The organism is bacterium (genome assembly GCA_041648665.1).
In the GTDB taxonomy this organism is placed as follows: domain Bacteria; phylum UBA10199; class UBA10199; order 2-02-FULL-44-16; family JAAZCA01; genus JAFGMW01.
In genome coordinates this window covers 1-17,374 of record JBAZOP010000063.1, presented here as the reverse complement: position 1 = coordinate 17,374, position 17,374 = coordinate 1, and the positions used below count along the sequence as shown (strand labels likewise).

Genomic DNA, 17,374 nt, shown 5'->3' with positions numbered 1-17,374 from the left:
CCGCACGCCGGGTCGGCCAGTTTGAGGCTGCGGAACAGCGGCGGTGTCAGGTTCTCCTTCAGAAACCTGGCAAAGAAGCGCGCGATGTAGTGGGGAGTGTAGATTCCGCCGAGCTCTCGGTTGGCAATCTCGTCGGGAAGATCGGAAAAGAAACTGGCCTGCTTGGAGTCAGACTCCTTGAGCATGGAGATGTAGTGCTCGTAGATCCGACTTAGGGCATGTTTGGAAATGAGCGAGAAATCGTAGGGATACTGTTGTGCAAACCGATTGGTGTAGAAATCAAGCAGTAGATTGTTGACCGTTCCGCGGTCGAGCGAATCAAAGACGGCCAGGGTCGACGCGTCCAGGAGGCTTTGAGGTGGGTCGGGGACCTCGAGAGCCCGGAGCGCCAGCAGGAGGCAGCTTCGGAGGCTCGTAGGCGGTGTCGGGGAGGTTGACCAGGTTTCTGGCAGTATTCGACCGGCGTTGGGCTGCTGTCGACGGCGGTGGTCCTCTAACGCTCGGACGAGGATTAGGCTGTTGAAGAGGGAGGAGATTTGTTCACGCGACAGCGCTTGTCCTAGCTCGGCCCCGAGAACTCGTTTCCAGGCCGAGATGGTGGCGATGAGGGCGTCGTCGAGAGCACGGAGGTTGGGTGTCGGCCGCTCGGCAAGAAGGCGCTCGAAGGCCTCAGCACGCCAACAATCGGGCTGTCGCTCGACTGGGATGAAAATGGGCTTCGGAGGATCTGTGCGGTTGTAGAGGCTCGTCAATCCGTTGAGGGACGGGAACAAGTGCCAATCAACTAGATGGTTGTAGGAGAAAGACAGCAAGCGGAGCTGATCGAGTCGCGGAAGCTGAGCAAAGGGATGCGTGGCCTTGAGGAAAGTAATCACGGCCGTGTTGGCGAGGCCGTGCTCGACGATTAGGTGCCCGTTGGCGATCGTTGCGGTGTCGTAGTACTCCTCCACCTCATCACTCGGGCGCCAGCCGTTGGCGAGGGCGAACTGGTGCAGCGCTGGACGGCGTTGCGATGGCAACAACGCTGGGTCGGTGAGGCGAAGTATGATGTCGGGGTCAGGCGACATGGGTCACCTACCTCTGTCGGTGAGGGTACCGTGCAACTGAACTAATGTCCAGTATATTCTGACAGCACGAAGTCAACCACTCGCAGTATAGTGCCACTACTCGTAACGTATGGCAATTGGCGGCCCTTCCTGGGCGCGGAGGTACCACGTCTGCGAGCCGGCAGTCCTCTGCATGACCAGCAGCACCTCCCCGCGCGCTGGCGCCACTTCCCCTCGTCGGTCGGTACGTTTGGTCCAGTTTCGACGCGCGTGCAGACAGCAATCACCGCGACAGGAACCCCTGTGGCCTTCATTGGCTGGGCGGTTTTGTGCTACAGGACTGCGCCCCCTTTAGGGCTGTTTCTTGGCCTTCCGCCCATTTGGACGCTTCTTCGCGAGCTTCCTCTTGCTCTCTTTGCGTTTCTGGGCCTTCTTTTTCGGCGGCTTCTTTCGCAAGGATCGAGTCTCGCGCCCGCCGCCACCTGGCCACCCTCCTCCGATTGTATCCTCGCCTCTGTTGCCTGAGTTTGCCATCGTGGATTCCGACCGAATCGAATTGGATGGGGGGCGCGGGGCCGGGCCGGTGCGCGCGTGCGCTCTCTAGACCAGACTTGTCTTCTCAGCGAGGATGGCCTTCGCGCGCCAGACAAAAAGCGCGAGCTCAGTGAATGCTGCCGCGACCGTCAGCCACCACAGGAACGCAGCGAAAACTGATACGAGTATTCGTGAGAGACACGACATGCCGGCCGGGTCGGTTGCCACAAACCAACACGTGAACGGCGCGAGCACGACGGATACCGATCCCCAGAATTGGTGATACCTGAAGTGCTCATCGACAGCTGCACGATAGGCGGCCAACTTCGCCTCGTCGATTCCAAGACTGCGGAACTCGTCGGAGCTGATGCTCGGGGGTGATTCCGAGGTCATGGTGAGGAAGCGCCGGAAAAAACGGACGCTTCGGCCTGTGCGGCGCGCACCAAGACAACGCGGCGCGACCTCTTCATAGAACAAACCTCGCAGTCCTCCGAGTAACACGCCCAATGTCAAGACTCCTGCGCTGGCCATCAAGAAGAGCCCAATGGTCGACGGAGCCTTGCCGAAGGCGCTAACCGTAGCGCCAACCTTCGGCGACCAGAAGACGACACACAGGGCCGCTGCGCCGGCAAGACCCGGCAGGAAGTAGGCAATCACCAAGCCAAATGACGTGGACGTGACGTCCTTCATTGCAGTCCGATTCGTGTTTGCGGAGCGTGCGTTGCGCTGGGCTACTTGGGTACCCCTCCGCCACCTCCCCAACCACCTCCAAAAGGAGCGACCGGTGAGCCAGGGTCAGGCGGCTCGGGTTCTGGAACACTCGTCTCCCCGTCAGGCGGTTGGGGGTGCGGGAGATCGCGATAGTCGGGCTCCGGCGGCGGCGGTGGTTGAGGACACGGTTCCTTGACACGGCCTCCGGTAGCGCCCTTCTTCTTTGTAGCTGCCATTCTCTCCCCACGAGTGGAACGACCTAGTTGGCAACTCAGCCGTCGGGAGCGCGGCCGCGCACGCCTGTATCGACGTGTCCCCTCACCATTGAGCATCGATCAGGCGGCTGAGGGTGTCAAGCTGGCTTGATGGGCTTGATGACGGCTAGCTTGCTCCCTTCGCCTTACCCCAGGGCAGAGCCTTCATCAGCTCGCGACCGGACAGCAGCTTCTGGAAACCCTGGAAGTCAAGCAGTAGCTGGCGCGGTGACGTGCGGTGATCACGGACAACGGAGAGTGTCTTCGATTCAATGCGTATCCGGTAGGATGCGTGTTCGGGTACCAGCTCGCAATAGGAGTCATCGGTGCCGTAGTCCAGGGAAACATCATCGGGCAGTACGTCCTCCATTCGCGTGATCAACTCCTCAATGTCCACCACGCCATCGAAGCGAAGCTCGATGGTGTCGAACTTGTCGTCGAACACGTCGTTGAATGAGTCGCTCTCAATGACATCAGGCGCGCGGACATTGCTCACTTCGCGGCACCAGACGACCTGTGATAGATCATCTTCGTCGAGACGCACGCTGACGTGGTAGTCGAAGTCAGGGGTCAGAATCGAGGCGCCTCCGTCCTCCGGAGGTGACAGAGTGAGATCCTTGCGCTTGAACTTGAAGTGCGTCCTCAGCGCTCGGAACACCTCGTCCACATCCTCCCGAAGCTCGTCCTCGGCTATGGAATGTATGAAACCATGAGCCGAAGAGGATGCGTACTGTGGGACGTGATGCACTCCCTTGCGAAAGCCGCGGAGCGACTTCACCGTCGCGATGACCTCGTGCTTGAAGAGCGCCCTGGTCAGGTGGCGTACGCGTGGAGCAGCAACTCGTCTGCGCTCCTCGAGGATCGGCGACACGTCTGCAATCACGAAATCCCGACTCAACCCGCCAGCCAGCCACGGGGTCTGTATGACTGGGGTCGTGTAGAGGCGCCTCAGAGTCCGCTTGACGCTCGAGGAGAGGTAGTTCTGAAGTGAAGTCGGCGTGATTAGCGAGGCCTTCTCCGTTGCTTCGGGCGCATTCGCGGCGAAGGCCTCGATGAGGTGGTAGGTCCAAATGCCGTGGCCAAGCGTCGCGTTCGACCGGGAAACTTCGTCACTCCTGCAAGCCGTGAAGCACAAGCGGCTCTTGGACTCAGAGAAGAAATCGTCGAGTTCCTCTTCCGAAAGATCGGAGTAGATGCCACGCATTGATTCGTCGAGCACAAGTCCGCTATGACAGGAATCGAAGAACATAATGACATGTTTGGCGGCCGATTTTCTCAACCCATCGAATACCGACTGCATGGAGATGCTGGTCCCTACTAGATCCGGCACCTGGGAATCGTGGCAGGTGAGGTAATTCTTGTTCTGGTCAGCGAATCCATGACCGGCGTAGAAGACGAAAGCGGTATCCTCTGGGTCGAGGCTGGCTGTGAACAAGCGCAACTTAGAGCGGAGGATGCCCTGAGTCGCTCCCTGGTTGATCAGGGGCCAGATATCGCGCTTCTCAAGCCCGTGCGACTCAAGGACTGCAGCGAAAGCCTCTGCGTCGGCCTTGGCGAAGGTCACGGGCTTGATGTGCGGATCTTGATAGTCTTCAACTGCGATGACCAATGCCTTCTTGGTCGGCACGCTCTTGCCTCTCCATGTATTGCTTGGGCCTTGTGATGGATTTCAGCGCCATATCCATGCTATGCGCACGTTGCCTTGAAGTAGTCTCGGGAGCCGAAGGCCATGACGACCCCGCTATACTCGACTTCGACAGTGAACGGGTAGGGACAGCTCCGGACCCGAGGCTTGGCGGCGGGCGGCTAGCGGCACTTTTCCTCGGATTCCAGCACCCCGTCTGGGGAGAGACAGAATGGGCTGTTTAGTTCTCTCACCATGCAACGCGGTTCGTTCGTAATCGGTTGGTCGAACTTGACAGTGGACTTCACTCGCTGTCGCGCCTTCGCAGACACAGGAATGTACAAGCCTGCTACGCGCATCGAATAGGAAAGAACACCATGCGGTATCGGCTCGTCTATTGAGTAGTTCTTAATATCCCAAGCTTTCGCCGCGGCTTCCATAGGCTTGCCCGAGGTGGTGAGGCAACCAGGGTACTGCCAATCCCAGACTAGTGGCAGGATGTAGAGATGCCAAACTCCCGAGTTACTCTTGGAACTCCACAGCGCAAAACCATCGCTGAGCAAGGCGCGACCTTCGGCTCTAAGACGGCCCAGAATCGCAGCGATGCTTGCCTTTGCACTCGCCACGGTGGCAGCCCTTGGCGCAAGGTGCCACCACCTGCTAGCCCGCCACTTGGCCTCTTCCTGGGTTCTCGTCTCGGCTGAGGTGGCGTAATCCTGACCCACACACGCGGAGTACCAGGCGAGAGCAGCGGTATCGTCTCCGAGTTCCTCATGGATACGCGCACGCTCGCAGTGTTTCGGTGACCACCCGCCCGGTGCAGGCGAGAAAGCCACGCAGCCGTCTGACGTGTCCAACGATTCCTTGGCGCCGCGAACCTTATGAATCAATGCGAATCTGGCGTAGCAGTCGATGGCATCAACGGGGCGAAGCGGTGGTGTTCTTCCTGTCAGAAGAAATCGAGTCTGTATCTCGCCAGCCTGAAGATGGAGTGTGAGTGCCTTGTCATAGACCTCATGCTCCGAATAGAGTGAAGCCAACTTCTGTAGGGCATCCAATGTCAACCAATCGCTTTGAAGTTTCTCAGGTATAGGTGTCCCGTCGTCAGCACGCACGGTGAGTCCGAGGCCTGTACCATCGTACTTTGGTACCGCTATAGCCTGTTCGTATGCTCTGACGGACCCGCCGTAGTTGGAATTCCGAAGGCGGTCGCCTTCATCAATGAAACATCCCTTGATGGCGATGGTATTAGACAAGAGTGAACATGGGTGCGGCGAGGCATTCTCGGCCGCGCCGCCTTCAGTCTGAGGGGAAGCCACCCCGCTACCGCTTAGCGGTACGCGGACGTGTGAGTCCACACCGGCGCGGGAGTGTAGCAACAGTACGATACCGCCAATTGCGACACCAAGAGCGACAAAGCCGAGTGTCACTTTGGCAGCGATCGTGGTCTGACTGACGCCAGGAGCGCCCGAACCGGGACCGCCGCCCGGATCGGAGCCACCAGTGCCCCCGTCGTTCGGACCCGAATCCGGCCCGAAGTCAGCCTCCCACTGCGCGTCCCAGAGCTGCTGGGCCGCGGCAAGAACCGGGGCCGCCTTGCGATCCGCCTCGTCATAGGCGTCCTTCGCATGACGGTGTGCCAGCTGAGCTTGACGGAGAAGGTCGGCGTCGTCGTGAGCCATCAAAACCTCGCCGCCAAGTCAAGAATACTGGCTCTAACCTTTGGGACGTGCTCCTCAGCCATACCAATCCTGCTGAGATATGCACGCGGAACTGGCCGCACCAGGATGATTGCGATGCTCGCCGGAGGGTCAGCGAGTTCGCACCCGTCCTCCTTGCGCAAGGGAACGAGGATGCGGGGAGATTGTTCGTGCTCCTTCGCAAAGTCAATCAGCTGGCATGTCAGGACAGGATTCGATTCTGCCTTCCTGGCGTCACGAGTACGGTTCCAGACTCTGCAGCTTGTGACCACGAATGCATCGAAACTGCTAAGCGGCGTGGTACAGCGAACTATGCTACCAGGCGGCGGCGCATCGGGATCCTGGTAGTCACCGCGGAGTAGTTTCTCTAGCTCCGCTCTAATACCACGACGGTATCTGTCACCGAGATCTCCGTCATACGCCAGGAGTTCAGGGTTCTCCTTGTCCTCGATGGCCAATGAGCGCAACTCAAAAGTCTGACAGATTCGTTCTTGCTTGTTGTCGGAGGGACCGGCCTTCGCGACGGCGGGAATGCTCAGCTCGCCAAGGTGCTTCAAGCCGTGGAGACGACAGAGCCAAGCGCGTTTCTGGACTGTTACGACGGCGCTCGAGACGACAACGGCGTGGCCGGGGCGAATTGCTCTTCGGATATCTTCAGGGGTCTTCGCAGGGGAGTCGGCAGGACTTAGCTTGAGGTAGGCTTTCTCAAGGGATGAGGCCTTGCCGTCGACGAGGACCGGGGTGCCGCGAGGATGGACCCTCCATTCTTGCCAAGGGTCCACCTTCTTCCTCATGGGCAGTCTGCCGCATAGTCCGAGTTGCATTCTGCGTTGGTTTTCCGCCCGACACCACTCCTTCTTGCGCGCAACAACAAGAGACCTGTCTTCGATTGAAGACAGGTCGTGCTGGGACTGAGATGACTGGTGGTCTACCAATCAATCCTCAGAGTCGTCGCCCTGCAAGCGTGAGTCTGGCCCGAAATCAGCTTCCAACTGCGCGTCCCAGAGCTGCTGGGCCGCGGCAAGAACCGGGGCCGCCTTGCGATCCGCCTCGTCATAGGCGTCCTTCGCATGACGGTGTGCCAGCTGAGCTTGACGGAGAAGGTCGGCGTCGTCGGAGGTGGTATTGCCATCATCGCGCGGCATGTCAGTCTCCAATGAGACTCATCCCGCGCGCCACTTGCACGGAGACGAGTCTCCGCAAGCGGGCGCACCTGTGCCGGTGCCGGCTTTCGACGTAGGGGGGTATCCCCCTTTGGACGTTGGTCGGGCGTCACGTGATCATCGTCCCCGGCGCCCATGATCGGGCTGGCCAGTTCGGACGTCAAGCGTGATGAACTCGTAGCCTTGGATTCTCGGCCTCTCGCCATCGCTGGTGAGCGGTCGAAGAGCAAACCTATGAGTGACCTATGCGGCCCTGCGCATGTACGGCTGCAGAACGGGGTGGGCACGGAACTTCTCGCGGAGCTCGTACCTGGTCTTGCGGATGTACTTCGCCGTGGTTCCGAGCTGTGAGGCGACGGCCTCGGCGTCCTCATCCCAGTTGTCGAGCACCGCGCGTTGAACGGGGGTGCGAGCGATCTGGTAGATCGCGGCAAGCAATCCTGCGTTTTCGAGACGCCTTTCCGGTGATGGACTGGGGTCGGGCGGGTCGAGGGTGTTGCCGTGTTCGTCCTCGGCGTCCAGTGACAGAAGGTGCGGTGAGTGGTACTGGCTCCGCCACCAGTCCTGGATGATCCAGGTGTCGACCTGACAGTACAAGCCGGCTCCGGCGGTGATCTGAGGGTCTCGTTGGATCACTCGGAGAACCCGGACGTGGCCTCTCTGAACGAGGTCAGCCGCGGTCTCAGGGTCGCCAGTCGCGCTCAGGAATCGTGCGTATCGCCGTCTGTCATGTGGAGACAGGCTGGCTGCCACCGTGTCTTTGGTTGCCATCGTTGCGACGCCTCCCTGCTCGTGCGCGTCGTGTGGGCGTCCGACGACAACCGATATTGGCGCTGGTGGTTCTGGGTCAGGTCATGGCGAGTGGTTTCCTTCTCTTCTTCAGTATGAATCGTTTCCCGTTGGGAAGTATAACCCAATAGAATAGGATACCACAATACTTGGGTATTGTCAAGGGTTACGCTATTTTGCGGCATTTTCTTGGCGAGAGGTTACACAAGAAGCAGATTCGACGATTGTTCTGGTGAAGGCGGCGCGGCAGCGGGTTGGAAGGGTGGATTGATGGTTCCGCGCCTGTCAGCGGCTTCTGGGGGGCGCTGACAGCCAGCAAGACCGGGCGCTAGGAGTGGCGCGCGGTGCGCCGCACCGGTCCGGTTTGCACTCGAGATGGAGAGGGCACCATGTTCAACCTGGGAATGCACAAGAGGAGGAGCTCGAACGCCAACAACAACGGCGGCAACAGCCCGGCGAGTGCGCCGGCTCCCGCGAGTGGGGCTGGAGCCACCAGCGTCATGGGCTCAAGCGCTGACGCCATCCTGGTGTTCCAGACGGACATCTTCGAGCACGGGCGCAGGCTGGCGCTGACGGCCGGCGACCCCAGGGGCGACGAGACCAAGCTCAGTGCAGCTGAGGACCACGCCGAGGCCATGGCCCGGGAGAAGGGGGCGGAGGTCTTCGACTCCGCCTCGAGCCGCCACGACCAGATCCGCGAGGAGGAGTGGGCTCGGGCCAAGGAGGAATTGCCCGAGGCACGGGAGCGCGTCAAGGCGCCGCAGGAGGAGGTGCGCAAGCGTCGCGACGCCCTGGCCGAGCTGGGCGAGCTGCTGGCGCGGCCGATGGTGCCGTGGCTCATGTTCGCCTTCGGCTCCTTCCTCATTGCCCTGACCGTGGCCCCCACCCTCCATGACTTCTTCTTCCTCGACGCGGGCGATGCCCGCCAAGGGTGGTTCTTCTCGGTGGTCGCCGGCACCATGGCCGGGCTTCTCATCGCGTGGAGTCTGGTGGGCACGTTCACGTCTGGGACGGGCTTTCATTGGATGGGGCTCGTCGCCGGCCTGCTCTTCGGTGTCGCGCTGCTCCTCATCCGGTTCACGGGGGCTCGAACGACCGTTTCCCTGATGATGGCCATAGGTCTCGCGATCCTGGAGATCGCGGTGGTGCTCCTCCTCGACTGGATCGGGCGGGGCCTGCGCCGGAAGCAGGCAGAGTGGGAGCAGGCGAACAAGGCGTACTCCACCCGTCTGGCCTACCTCAGGGCCTCGGAAGCGGAACTGGCCTGCCGCCAGGGCGAGGTCACGAAGCTGGAGAAGGTCATCACCGACTTCCGGGAGCACGTGTTCCAGCGGGAGCACCAGGCCAAGCAGGTGGAGAGCTTGGTGCGCGGCGCGAGGCAGGCGGTCAGGGACGGCTACCACGCAGGGCTGGCCGAGCTCGAGGGGCGCTACCGCGGCAAGGTGTCGTAGCAAGAGGAGGTCGGTCGTGGGCGCGAAGGCTGCGGTGGTTACGCTGGCGATTCTCGGCACCCTCGTTGGCGGCGGGTACTGGTGGGTGTCGCAGCCCATGCCCGTGGTCCCGCCTACACACGAGGTGATCATTCTCGATCACTCGGACTCCATGTTGGAGGACACGGAGCAGCGCCTGTTCCGCGGTCTGGTGGAGGCAGCGCTGGCGATCCCCAACGCGCGCAAGGGGTCGAAGGTGTTTGTCATGAGCACCGGGAACCAATCGACCGCCATGGAGCCCATGCCCATCACGTCGTTCGAGATCCCGATGACGAACCGCGTGATGGAAGGCCGCGACGCGCTGGACGAGAGCCGGCGCGAGTTGCTGGCGAGAGTAGTAGGCGAGTACCGCAAGGGAGCGGTCGAGACGAAGGTGTCGCCGATCTTCCTGTCGGTGAAGAGGGGCCTGGACCAGCTCCATGCCAACGGCTGCGTCCCTGGCGGCAGATGCCAGTGCCGTATCCGGTCTGACGCAGACGAGACACAGGAAACGTGGCTACGCGAAGCCATCAGGTCAGGGAAGATCCCGAAGGGGCCTCTTCCGGTTCGGCTGGATAATCGCGGTATACGGGTCGTCTGGTGCGGGCTGTCCGAGACGCGGGGCATGGTGGTCACCAAGAAGGGGCGGCTGTCGCTGACGGGCAAGAGGAACGGCGCCAGCACCGAGCACCTGCAGCTGGTCTGGAGGCAGATATTCACCGATCCCGACAACGTCTCCTTCGCTCCCTTCTGCCCATGCTCGGCTGAGCAACACTGAAAGGCCATCGCGCGAGGTGGAACCGTGAAACCAGCCGGCGGTCGGAAACTCGCAGTCGCTGGAAGCGCCTTGGTCATGGCGGCGCTCGTGGGACTGCCCCTTCACCTGCTCTTCACGCCGCTTCTCTGGCTCGCATTGCCGCTCGCTGGCATCGGCCTGATGGTCGGCGGCAAACAGGCGGCCGGGCGAGCCCTCCTGGTCACGGTGGGTCTCGCCTGCTTGGTGCTTTTCTTTCCGCCGTTCTCGGCCAGCCTCCGCGCGGCCATCGTCGGTGTAGCGCCGACTTCGGGCTTCGGAAAAGTGCTTGCAGTCAGCGGTGTGGTGTTCGTCTTGGGGTTCGTCCTGCTCGTGATCGCAAGAATCGTCTCGCTGCCCCGCAAGGAGCAGCGCCCCGTCCGACCGTCGCTGCGCTCGCCAGTGCCCCTGCTCGAACCCGAGCGCAATGAGGAACCTCCTGAAGCGTCCCCCCGACAGCCGGCCCACGGCGACGATCTCGGACTCTTCCGGTGACGCGATGAGCTCGACACGCGAGGACTTTCCGATCGGCTGGGTCAGACGCAACGGGGAGTGGGAGAAGCTGCCGCTTCCGCTCTCCACGGTACTGCGGCACTGGCTGCTCACGGGCACCACGGGCTGGGGCAAGTCGGCTCTTCTCCATGCCATCACGCTGATGCTGTTGACCCGGACTCCCGAGATAGGGGTGGTGTGGCTGGACCAGCATGGGGACGGAGCTGATGACCTCGTCGAGCGTTTCCTCCCCTCACTCCTGGAACGATGCCCGCAGCTTGAGCCTAGCCGCATCGTGGTGATCAGGCCTTTTGGTCGGTACAGCGTGAAGCTTTCGCCACTGCACCCGATCCCCCACGTCTTGGCCGAGGTGCAGGCTCACATCGTCGCGACGCTGTTGGCTGATCTGACTGACGGCAATTGGGGCGGACGCATGACCTCGATCATTACCGCCCTCTGTCTGGCCGGCATCAGCGCCGGCGGGAGTCTGCTCGATGTGTTGCGCCTGGTACAGGAGCCCAGCTACGCGGCGACGTTCGCGGCGAAGGTGCCGCTCGCGGAGTCCAGGAACTACCTCGTCAACATCCTGCCCGAGGAGCCGCAAGCCGCGAAGGATGCTGTCAGGGCGCGGCTCGAGTGGCTGCTGCTCATCCCGCCGGTGAGGGCTACGCTTTGCGCCGACTCGTCCATCAGCGGCGCGGACCTGCTCGAAGCGCCCCTATCAGTCGTGAGCCTGGGCGGCTGTCCGCAGGGGTTTTTGCCCTTGGCCCGCTTCATGGGATCGCTGTTGCTGTCCAGAATCGTCGGAGCAATCTTCGCGCGACCGCCGGGCGCGCACCACGTAGCTGTATTCTGCGACGAGTGGCAGGAACTCGTTCGCGGTGGCGGCGCCCCAGATCTTGAGCGGTGCCTGGCCCAGGCCAGACATCATGGCGTGAACTTGGTGCTGGCGAACCAAACCCTCGCCCAGGTCTCCGAGGTGTCCCCGACCCTGGTGCGGTCCCTGATGGCCAACATTTCAGTGCACATCGCCTTCAGGCCCGGGGCCGAGGACATCAAGCACCTGGTGCCCCTGCTGCCGATCACCGGACGGAAGATCGACCCGGAACACCCGGACAAGCTCCTGACGCCCGAAGCCGAGAGGCGGGAACTTCTCGAGCGGCTCGGTCGGCTGCCACCCCGGCATGCGCTGCTCGGCGACTTCGTCAGCGGACGGGCCGAGATCGTCCGCACCCTGGACGTGCCGTACGAGGAGGCTCGCAAGCGCGCCTGCCGGATGAGCGACCAGGATCGCGAAGAGTTCCGTCAGGGCCAGTTCGGCGTTCCGGTCCAGCAGCTCGTCGCGGCCTGCCCATCGCTGACCTGTTCCCCGAGGTCGGATGGCGACGAAGAGTACACCTCGCCGTTGTCGCCGACTCCGCGAAAGAGCGCCCGTCGCGGCCGATCATCTCGGCCGCCACTGGTGCTGCCATGACGCGGGTGCTCCTGCGAGGAGTAGCCCTGGTCCCGGGGCCGCTGGCGCTTCGTCTGGTAGTTGCGCTCGTGGCCATCTGCCTCATCCCGCTCACCTTGCTCATTGACGCGGTGCTCGCGTTGACGCGCGCCGTACGCATGCGCCGGACGCTCGACGCTGAAGTCATGTACTGCAGCGGCGGACACCCGGTGCAAACCCGTGGCGCATATGCGTGCTCCTGCGGGCAGACGGTTGAAGGTAGCGCATTCTCTCCCTGCAGTTGCGGGGGGACGCACCACTACATCCGGTGCGCGTGCGGGCGCACTCTCGTCTCACCGCTGGAGAAGAGGTGGCCATGACCGGCGTGGAGTACGAAACGCAGTCGGCGACCCTTGGCAGCAGGGCGTGCATCACCCGACACAGACTCATCGCGGACCGCTGCTCCGTGTCCGCGAGGCAAGAGAGCTTGGCCGGCGCTGCGGCCGGCCGAAGAGACGGCGCGGTGGAACCTGATGGCTCAGGGCGAAGATGGCGGCAGCGAGAGTGCTACGGCTCGGTCCGCAGCCTAACTCTTAACGCCAAACCATATGGGACTCGACTGTCTTCCAACTGCGTGCGGTGCACGCACCAAACGACGTGTGCCCGAAGGGCTCACTCATTCTCCCAAGTCACCATGCCCTTTTCGGACGGAGAACTTCCCGGTCGGGATGTTCGGGACCTGCTGCTCGCTTCGGGGCAAAGTCGCAGCGCGCGAGCTCGAAGCGCTGGGTGAGAACGCACTCGCGGAGCGCATGTATAAGGACATGACCTCCGATGAGGCGGCCACCTTCGCGACGGACCTGCGCGAAACGGCTGATCGGCTCGAGGCCGAGCACCAGCACGACAACCCCAAGCCGAAAGGCGCCGGCTGGAACGGGACCTGGGACAACAAGAGAAACGAGTTTGTCTGGGAGCTCACGTCGACCTTCGAAGAGGCGCTCGCGTCAGTGCGCGAGGCAGCCCGCTGGTACGAGAAGGTCGGCACCCGGGGCTTCGGGGTTCACGCCTGGTGGTAGTCGCATGACAGCGCCGGTTCCAGTCCGAAACCTTCAGATACCCACCGCGGCCGCGGGGAGCGCCGACCGGGAACGTGGGCCGAGCAGTAAGCGTCCTGCTGTCGTCGTCGGAACCCTGGACCGCACGCGCAGCCTGCAGCCTGGCACACCCGTCATCCTGACACTCGTGCCACGGCCGAAGGAGCGCCTCTCGGGCCTGAGCCGGCGCGTACGGACAAGTGATCGTCCGACGTCTCCCGGTTGGCGAACCCCGGTTTCTGCTGGAGGTGGCGACCGATGATCGCGTCGCCAAACCGTACCAAGCGCCGCGACCCGGGTCGCGCTCGCGTGACACCCCGCGAGCTGGTCGGTCTCGGCTTCATCGCCAAGGCCCAGCCGGTAGCCACCTGCGCCTACCAGCACCTGCTCGGGATGAGCCGGGCCGTGGCCAGGCGTTCGCTACGCAAGTTGCGAGACCTCGGTCTCGTAGGTGTAAACGTCGTCGCCATGGAGCTGCCATCCCGGTACGTGCTCGGCCCCCAGGCGCCCCAGGTGCTCGGCCGGGTCACGGGTCATGACCCTGAGGAATTCCGCGTGCCGAGGGGGATCGGCAAGGTCAATCTGGACCACCACGACGGCACGGTGGAGCTGTACGTGTCCCTGCGGTTGGCGACCGCACGTTCCACCACCATCCACTTGGAGGAGTTCGTCTTCGAGGATGAGATCCGGAGGACGACCGGCGCCCCCAAGGGAGCCCTGGTGCCGGACGCCGTCGCCGTATTCCGCGGCCAGGACGGCCGGCGACTCGCTATTGCCTTCGAGGTCGACACCGGCAGCCAGAACCCGCGCCAGGTCGCCCAACGCAAGGGGCTGGGCTACGCCGAGCTCCGCGCTGCCCGCGCCCCCCTGCGGGGCTGCGCCGACTGGCTGGTCTGCTGCCTAACAAACTCGGAGCGACGGCGAAACAAGATCGTGGGCGCGCTGTGGGACGCCGGTGTGCCCGAGGGGCTCTGGTACCTGGGCATGCCGGAGGCAATCACCGACCGGACGATCCTCGGCGACGCCTGGGTGACCGCCCGAGTCCAGCCAACGTCAGCCTCTGCGGCTCTGGTCCACGAATCGCCCCTCCAGCCTGTGATCACGGACTGTGACAACCGTAGTCACAGGTCAACTGCAGGGTTCGCCAAGGAAGCCGACCACATCCTCAACGACGGAGTACGCGATTGAGGCCGGCTACCTTACCCTTCTACTGTCCTCCCCCTACCCTCAAACGTGCCGTGCTCGGCACTCTTCGGCTCGTCCGCCCTGCCGCTTCTGCGGTCAACCGGACTACCGACTGCGAAGTGCGGTGCAGGCCGACGCCTGTCCGGACCACGGGTCCGACTCGCTCGACTTGCCGCTCGCCGGCGTCCCCCTCTGCGGACCGACGCCGAACAAGCGTGGCCTCGGCCAACGCGCGTGGCAGCGAGGTTGGGGGGACTTTTCTTTCTTCGTCGTGGTCGGCTCGGTGTTCACGCACCGATTCGACTTTGCGACCTGGGTGGTGCGGTTGAGCGATGGCGAGTCCCCTCAGGCGCTACCTGCGCCGGATGTGGCGGGCGTCGCTCGGGCCGCAGTCGCTGCTCACGCTGGCCGAGGCGGTCGAGGCGCTGCCCGGTCGGCGTGACGAGGCGCGGGCCTGGCTCGAAGGCCGTGTCAGACCGTGCGGCAGGGTCGCCGATGTGGACGTGTACTCGTGGGGCGAAGTCGTGGCGGCGATGGCCAACGACGTACGCCCCAGGGAAGTCGTTCGGCCCCGCTCGACGCGACGGGCGGAGGTGTCGGACTTCGTCGAACTGGTCCGTAGGGTCGTGCGTGAAGAGTCAGGCGCGTGTGCTATGCTGCACTCGACTGAACTCCCGTCGCGCCGAAGAGAGGAGGGTGAACGAACATGGCGCGACCAAAGGCAGGACCACGCGTCCGAGGGCCCTATCAGTGTCCTGGAGGACGACGATGGCGAGTCGATGTTTTCAAGAGCGGAGGCGAGGAGGATCCTGAGATCCACTACTACACGGACGAGCGAACGGCGAGGCAGATCGTCAACTCGCTGAGACGCGAGATGGGGCAACAGCAAGACCGCACCGTTGACGATGCTCTGAAGGGGTACGAGCGGCATATGCGGGAGAAAGGGAACAAGCCGAAGTCGATCACGGAGACCATCCGGCGCCTTCGTCTGTTTTTCCCGGACCTCGAGATGCCGCTCGCTGCGCTCAGTTCCAGCCGCTGCCAGTCGTACTACGAGGATCTCTGCCGCAGACCGGTGATGCCTCCGCGGCGGCAGGAAGTTGATGGCAACTCCGTGGCGAAGCTCCGCGGCGAAGGGCTCACCTGGAACGAGGTCTGTCTCAAGGTCGAGTGCTGCCGGTCTGCTGCGATGCGCGCGCTCGAGCAGCGAGGCGAGCCGAAATCCGCCCCTGAGCCGCCGAAGCTCTCAGTAGACACCCACCGCAACATGCTCGCCGAGGCCAAGTCGTTCCTGCGCTGGTGCGGCGAGGAGAAGCGTTGGCTCAAGGACAATCCTCTCGGCAGCGTGAAGGGCAAGGGCAAGCGCAAGCACGGCAAGCTGCAGCTGCGCATTGATGAGACGCGCAAGTGGGTGGCCAGGGCCCTCGAGTTGGCGGCGCAGGGCGAGGAGGGCGCCGTCGCGGCCCTGCTCACGTTGTTCCTCAACTTGCGCGCCAGCGAGGTGGTCGGCCGGATCGTGCGTGACGTCGATGACAACGGCCGGGTGCTGTGGGTGCCGGACAGCAAGACCGAGAAGGGCAAGCGGACCCAGGAGGTGCCCAAGGAGCTTCAGCCCTACCTCCTGCAGCTCGCATCCGGCAAGACGCCCGAGGCGAGGCTCTTCAGTTGCTCATCTCGCGACTGGCCCCGGCACTGGGTACAGAGAATCTGTCGGGAGGCGGGCGTGCCGGTTGTCTGCGCGCACGGCATGCGCGGAACCCACTCGAGTATTGCGCACGCCTTCGGGTTCACGAGCCGGGCCGTCGCCGACGCCATGGGGCACGAGTCCGAGAAGACTACCCTCGAGAGCTACACGGACCCGTCGGTCGTGGCGAACGCGCAGCAGAAGCGCATGCTGCAGGTCCTGAATGGGGGCCGAGCTTGACAACGAAACGTTTCGTTTCGTTGTCAACGGGCCCGGACAACAAGAAGGGGTTTCGCATCTCTGCGAAACCCCTTCTGTTCCGGTGGAGCTGAACGGGATCGAACCGTCGGCCTCCTGAATGCCATTCATCACAGAAGCGTGAAATTGCACCTGGTTATGGTGGTGTTTCGTTGTCGGATGCGACGGGAGTCCAGTCATTTCGGTTGTCTGGGTTTGACAACGATTGATCGAAGCCACCGATTGTTCAGCGCGGCGCAGCTCGTCACCCTGCACCTCCACCTGGCCGGGGACGACTGCCTTGGGCCGTCACATCTCCGGCCCGGTCTTCCGTGTCGGCCGCTGGGTACGCGACCGGCTGCTGCTCTTCGACCTGGCCTACTTCCGCTTCCAGCTCTTCTCCTGCATCCGCCGCAACGGCGGCTTCTTCATCGTGCGCCTCAAGCGCAGCGCCAACCCGCTCATCGTCGGGCTGCACCGCCGCTGGCGCGGCCAGTCGGTGCCGCTCCTGACGGCGCGCATCAACGACGTGCTGCCGCGCCTGCAGCGACAGAGCCTCGACGTCGAGGTCGAAGTCGCTTTCAAGCGCCGCGTCTACGACGGCGTGCGCCACACCGACTGCGAGCGCTTCCGCCTCGTCGGCGTCCGCGACCCGCTCACGCACTCCTACCACGCCTACCTCACCAACATCCCGCCCACGCGCCTCACGCCCGAGGACATCGCCCAGATCTACGCCACGCGCTGGACGATCGAGTTGTTCTTCCGCGAGTTGAAGCGGCACTACCGCGCCGCCGACATGCCGTCGGCCAACCGCGTCATCGTCGAGGCGCTGGTCTACGCCGTGCTGGTCACGTTCGTCGTCAGTCGTGCGCTGCTCGCGGCGCTGCGCCGCCGACTCGGCGTTCTGGGCGCCCGTGTCCCCGAGGAACGGTGGGCCGCGCTCTTCGCCGAGGTCGCCGGCGACCTGCTCAAGGTCGTGGCGCGCCGTGGCCACACCGCACGGGTGCTCGCCAAGGAGATCCTGGCCACGCTGCTGCACGAGGCCGTCGATCCCAACGCCAATCGGGCGCGGCTCCAGGCGCGGGTCGAAGCGGGCGCGCAATACGAGCACCGGATCTCCGTCGGGAAACGTCATGCGTGACGGGCTGCTAACCGATCACCGATGCA

General features: G+C 63.3%; 17 protein-coding genes. 10 read left to right on the top strand and 7 right to left on the bottom strand.

The genetic code is table 11. The features are described 5' to 3' along the window. From WC683_14905 to WC683_14875, 7 genes are all read right to left on the bottom strand, one after another. Window positions 1-1,067 (bottom strand): hypothetical protein (locus WC683_14905; protein MFA4973899.1); only part of this gene is annotated, 1,067 nt, incomplete at its 3' end. Between the two features lie 579 nt (window positions 1,068-1,646). Further along, window positions 1,647-2,237, bottom strand: a complete 591-nt coding sequence (locus WC683_14900) for a hypothetical protein (GenBank protein ID MFA4973898.1) — start codon at window positions 2,235-2,237, stop codon at window positions 1,647-1,649. Window positions 2,238-2,672: 435 nt separating this feature from the next. Next, window positions 2,673-4,172 carry a caspase family protein gene (locus WC683_14895; protein ID MFA4973897.1) on the bottom strand — a complete coding sequence of 500 codons (1,500 nt, stop codon included), beginning with the start codon at window positions 4,170-4,172 and terminating at the stop codon, window positions 2,673-2,675. Window positions 4,173-4,351: 179 nt separating this feature from the next. Next, window positions 4,352-5,851, bottom strand: a complete 1,500-nt coding sequence (locus WC683_14890; protein MFA4973896.1) for a hypothetical protein — start codon at window positions 5,849-5,851, stop codon at window positions 4,352-4,354. After that, window positions 5,851-6,663, bottom strand: coding sequence for a hypothetical protein (locus WC683_14885; GenBank protein ID MFA4973895.1), 813 nt, complete (start codon window positions 6,661-6,663; stop codon window positions 5,851-5,853). Before WC683_14885 ends, WC683_14890 begins: the two co-directional genes overlap by 1 nt. 141 nt (window positions 6,664-6,804) lie before the next feature. Continuing rightward, entirely contained in the window at window positions 6,805-7,014 is a 210-nt protein-coding gene (locus WC683_14880) for a hypothetical protein (GenBank protein MFA4973894.1), read from the bottom strand. Between the two features lie 261 nt (window positions 7,015-7,275). Continuing rightward, complete coding sequence (locus WC683_14875) at window positions 7,276-7,668, bottom strand: hypothetical protein (protein MFA4973893.1); 393 nt, start codon at window positions 7,666-7,668, stop codon at window positions 7,276-7,278. Window positions 7,669-8,210: 542 nt separating this feature from the next. On the opposite strand from WC683_14875, the gene WC683_14870 reads away from it, so the two are divergent. The 10 genes from WC683_14870 to WC683_14825 all read left to right on the top strand — a co-directional run bounded on the left by WC683_14870 (window position 8,211) and on the right by WC683_14825 (window position 17,348). Then, the gene (locus WC683_14870; GenBank protein MFA4973892.1) at window positions 8,211-9,272 is read left to right on the top strand and encodes a hypothetical protein; all 1,062 of its coding nucleotides are present in this window, start codon (window positions 8,211-8,213) and stop codon (window positions 9,270-9,272) included. Window positions 9,273-9,288: 16 nt separating this feature from the next. Continuing rightward, on the top strand, window positions 9,289-10,068 hold the full coding sequence (locus WC683_14865; protein ID MFA4973891.1) for a hypothetical protein: 780 nt from the start codon (window positions 9,289-9,291) through the stop codon (window positions 10,066-10,068). A 75-nt stretch (window positions 10,069-10,143) separates the two neighbouring features. After that, window positions 10,144-10,578, top strand: coding sequence for a hypothetical protein (locus tag WC683_14860; protein MFA4973890.1), 435 nt, complete (start codon window positions 10,144-10,146; stop codon window positions 10,576-10,578). A gap of 4 nt (window positions 10,579-10,582) precedes the next feature. Next, complete coding sequence (locus WC683_14855) at window positions 10,583-12,049, top strand: hypothetical protein (GenBank protein ID MFA4973889.1); 1,467 nt, start codon at window positions 10,583-10,585, stop codon at window positions 12,047-12,049. Next, window positions 12,046-12,387, top strand: a complete 342-nt coding sequence (locus WC683_14850) for a hypothetical protein (protein MFA4973888.1) — start codon at window positions 12,046-12,048, stop codon at window positions 12,385-12,387. Before WC683_14855 ends, WC683_14850 begins: the two co-directional genes overlap by 4 nt. A gap of 348 nt (window positions 12,388-12,735) precedes the next feature. Next, window positions 12,736-13,083 (top strand): hypothetical protein, encoded by a 348-nt coding sequence (locus WC683_14845; protein ID MFA4973887.1) that lies wholly within the window; start codon window positions 12,736-12,738, stop codon window positions 13,081-13,083. 276 nt (window positions 13,084-13,359) lie between these two features. Next, window positions 13,360-14,289: a replication-relaxation family protein gene (locus WC683_14840; protein ID MFA4973886.1), complete on the top strand. Its 930-nt coding sequence runs from the start codon at window positions 13,360-13,362 to the stop codon at window positions 14,287-14,289. 329 nt (window positions 14,290-14,618) lie between these two features. Next, entirely contained in the window at window positions 14,619-15,152 is a 534-nt protein-coding gene (locus tag WC683_14835; protein MFA4973885.1) for a hypothetical protein, read from the top strand. Between the two features lie 8 nt (window positions 15,153-15,160). Then, the gene (locus WC683_14830; protein MFA4973884.1) at window positions 15,161-16,210 is read left to right on the top strand and encodes a tyrosine-type recombinase/integrase; all 1,050 of its coding nucleotides are present in this window, start codon (window positions 15,161-15,163) and stop codon (window positions 16,208-16,210) included. A gap of 298 nt (window positions 16,211-16,508) precedes the next feature. Continuing rightward, window positions 16,509-17,348 carry an IS4 family transposase gene (locus WC683_14825; protein ID MFA4973883.1) on the top strand — a complete coding sequence of 280 codons (840 nt, stop codon included), beginning with the start codon at window positions 16,509-16,511 and terminating at the stop codon, window positions 17,346-17,348. Window positions 17,349-17,374 lie beyond the last annotated feature (26 nt).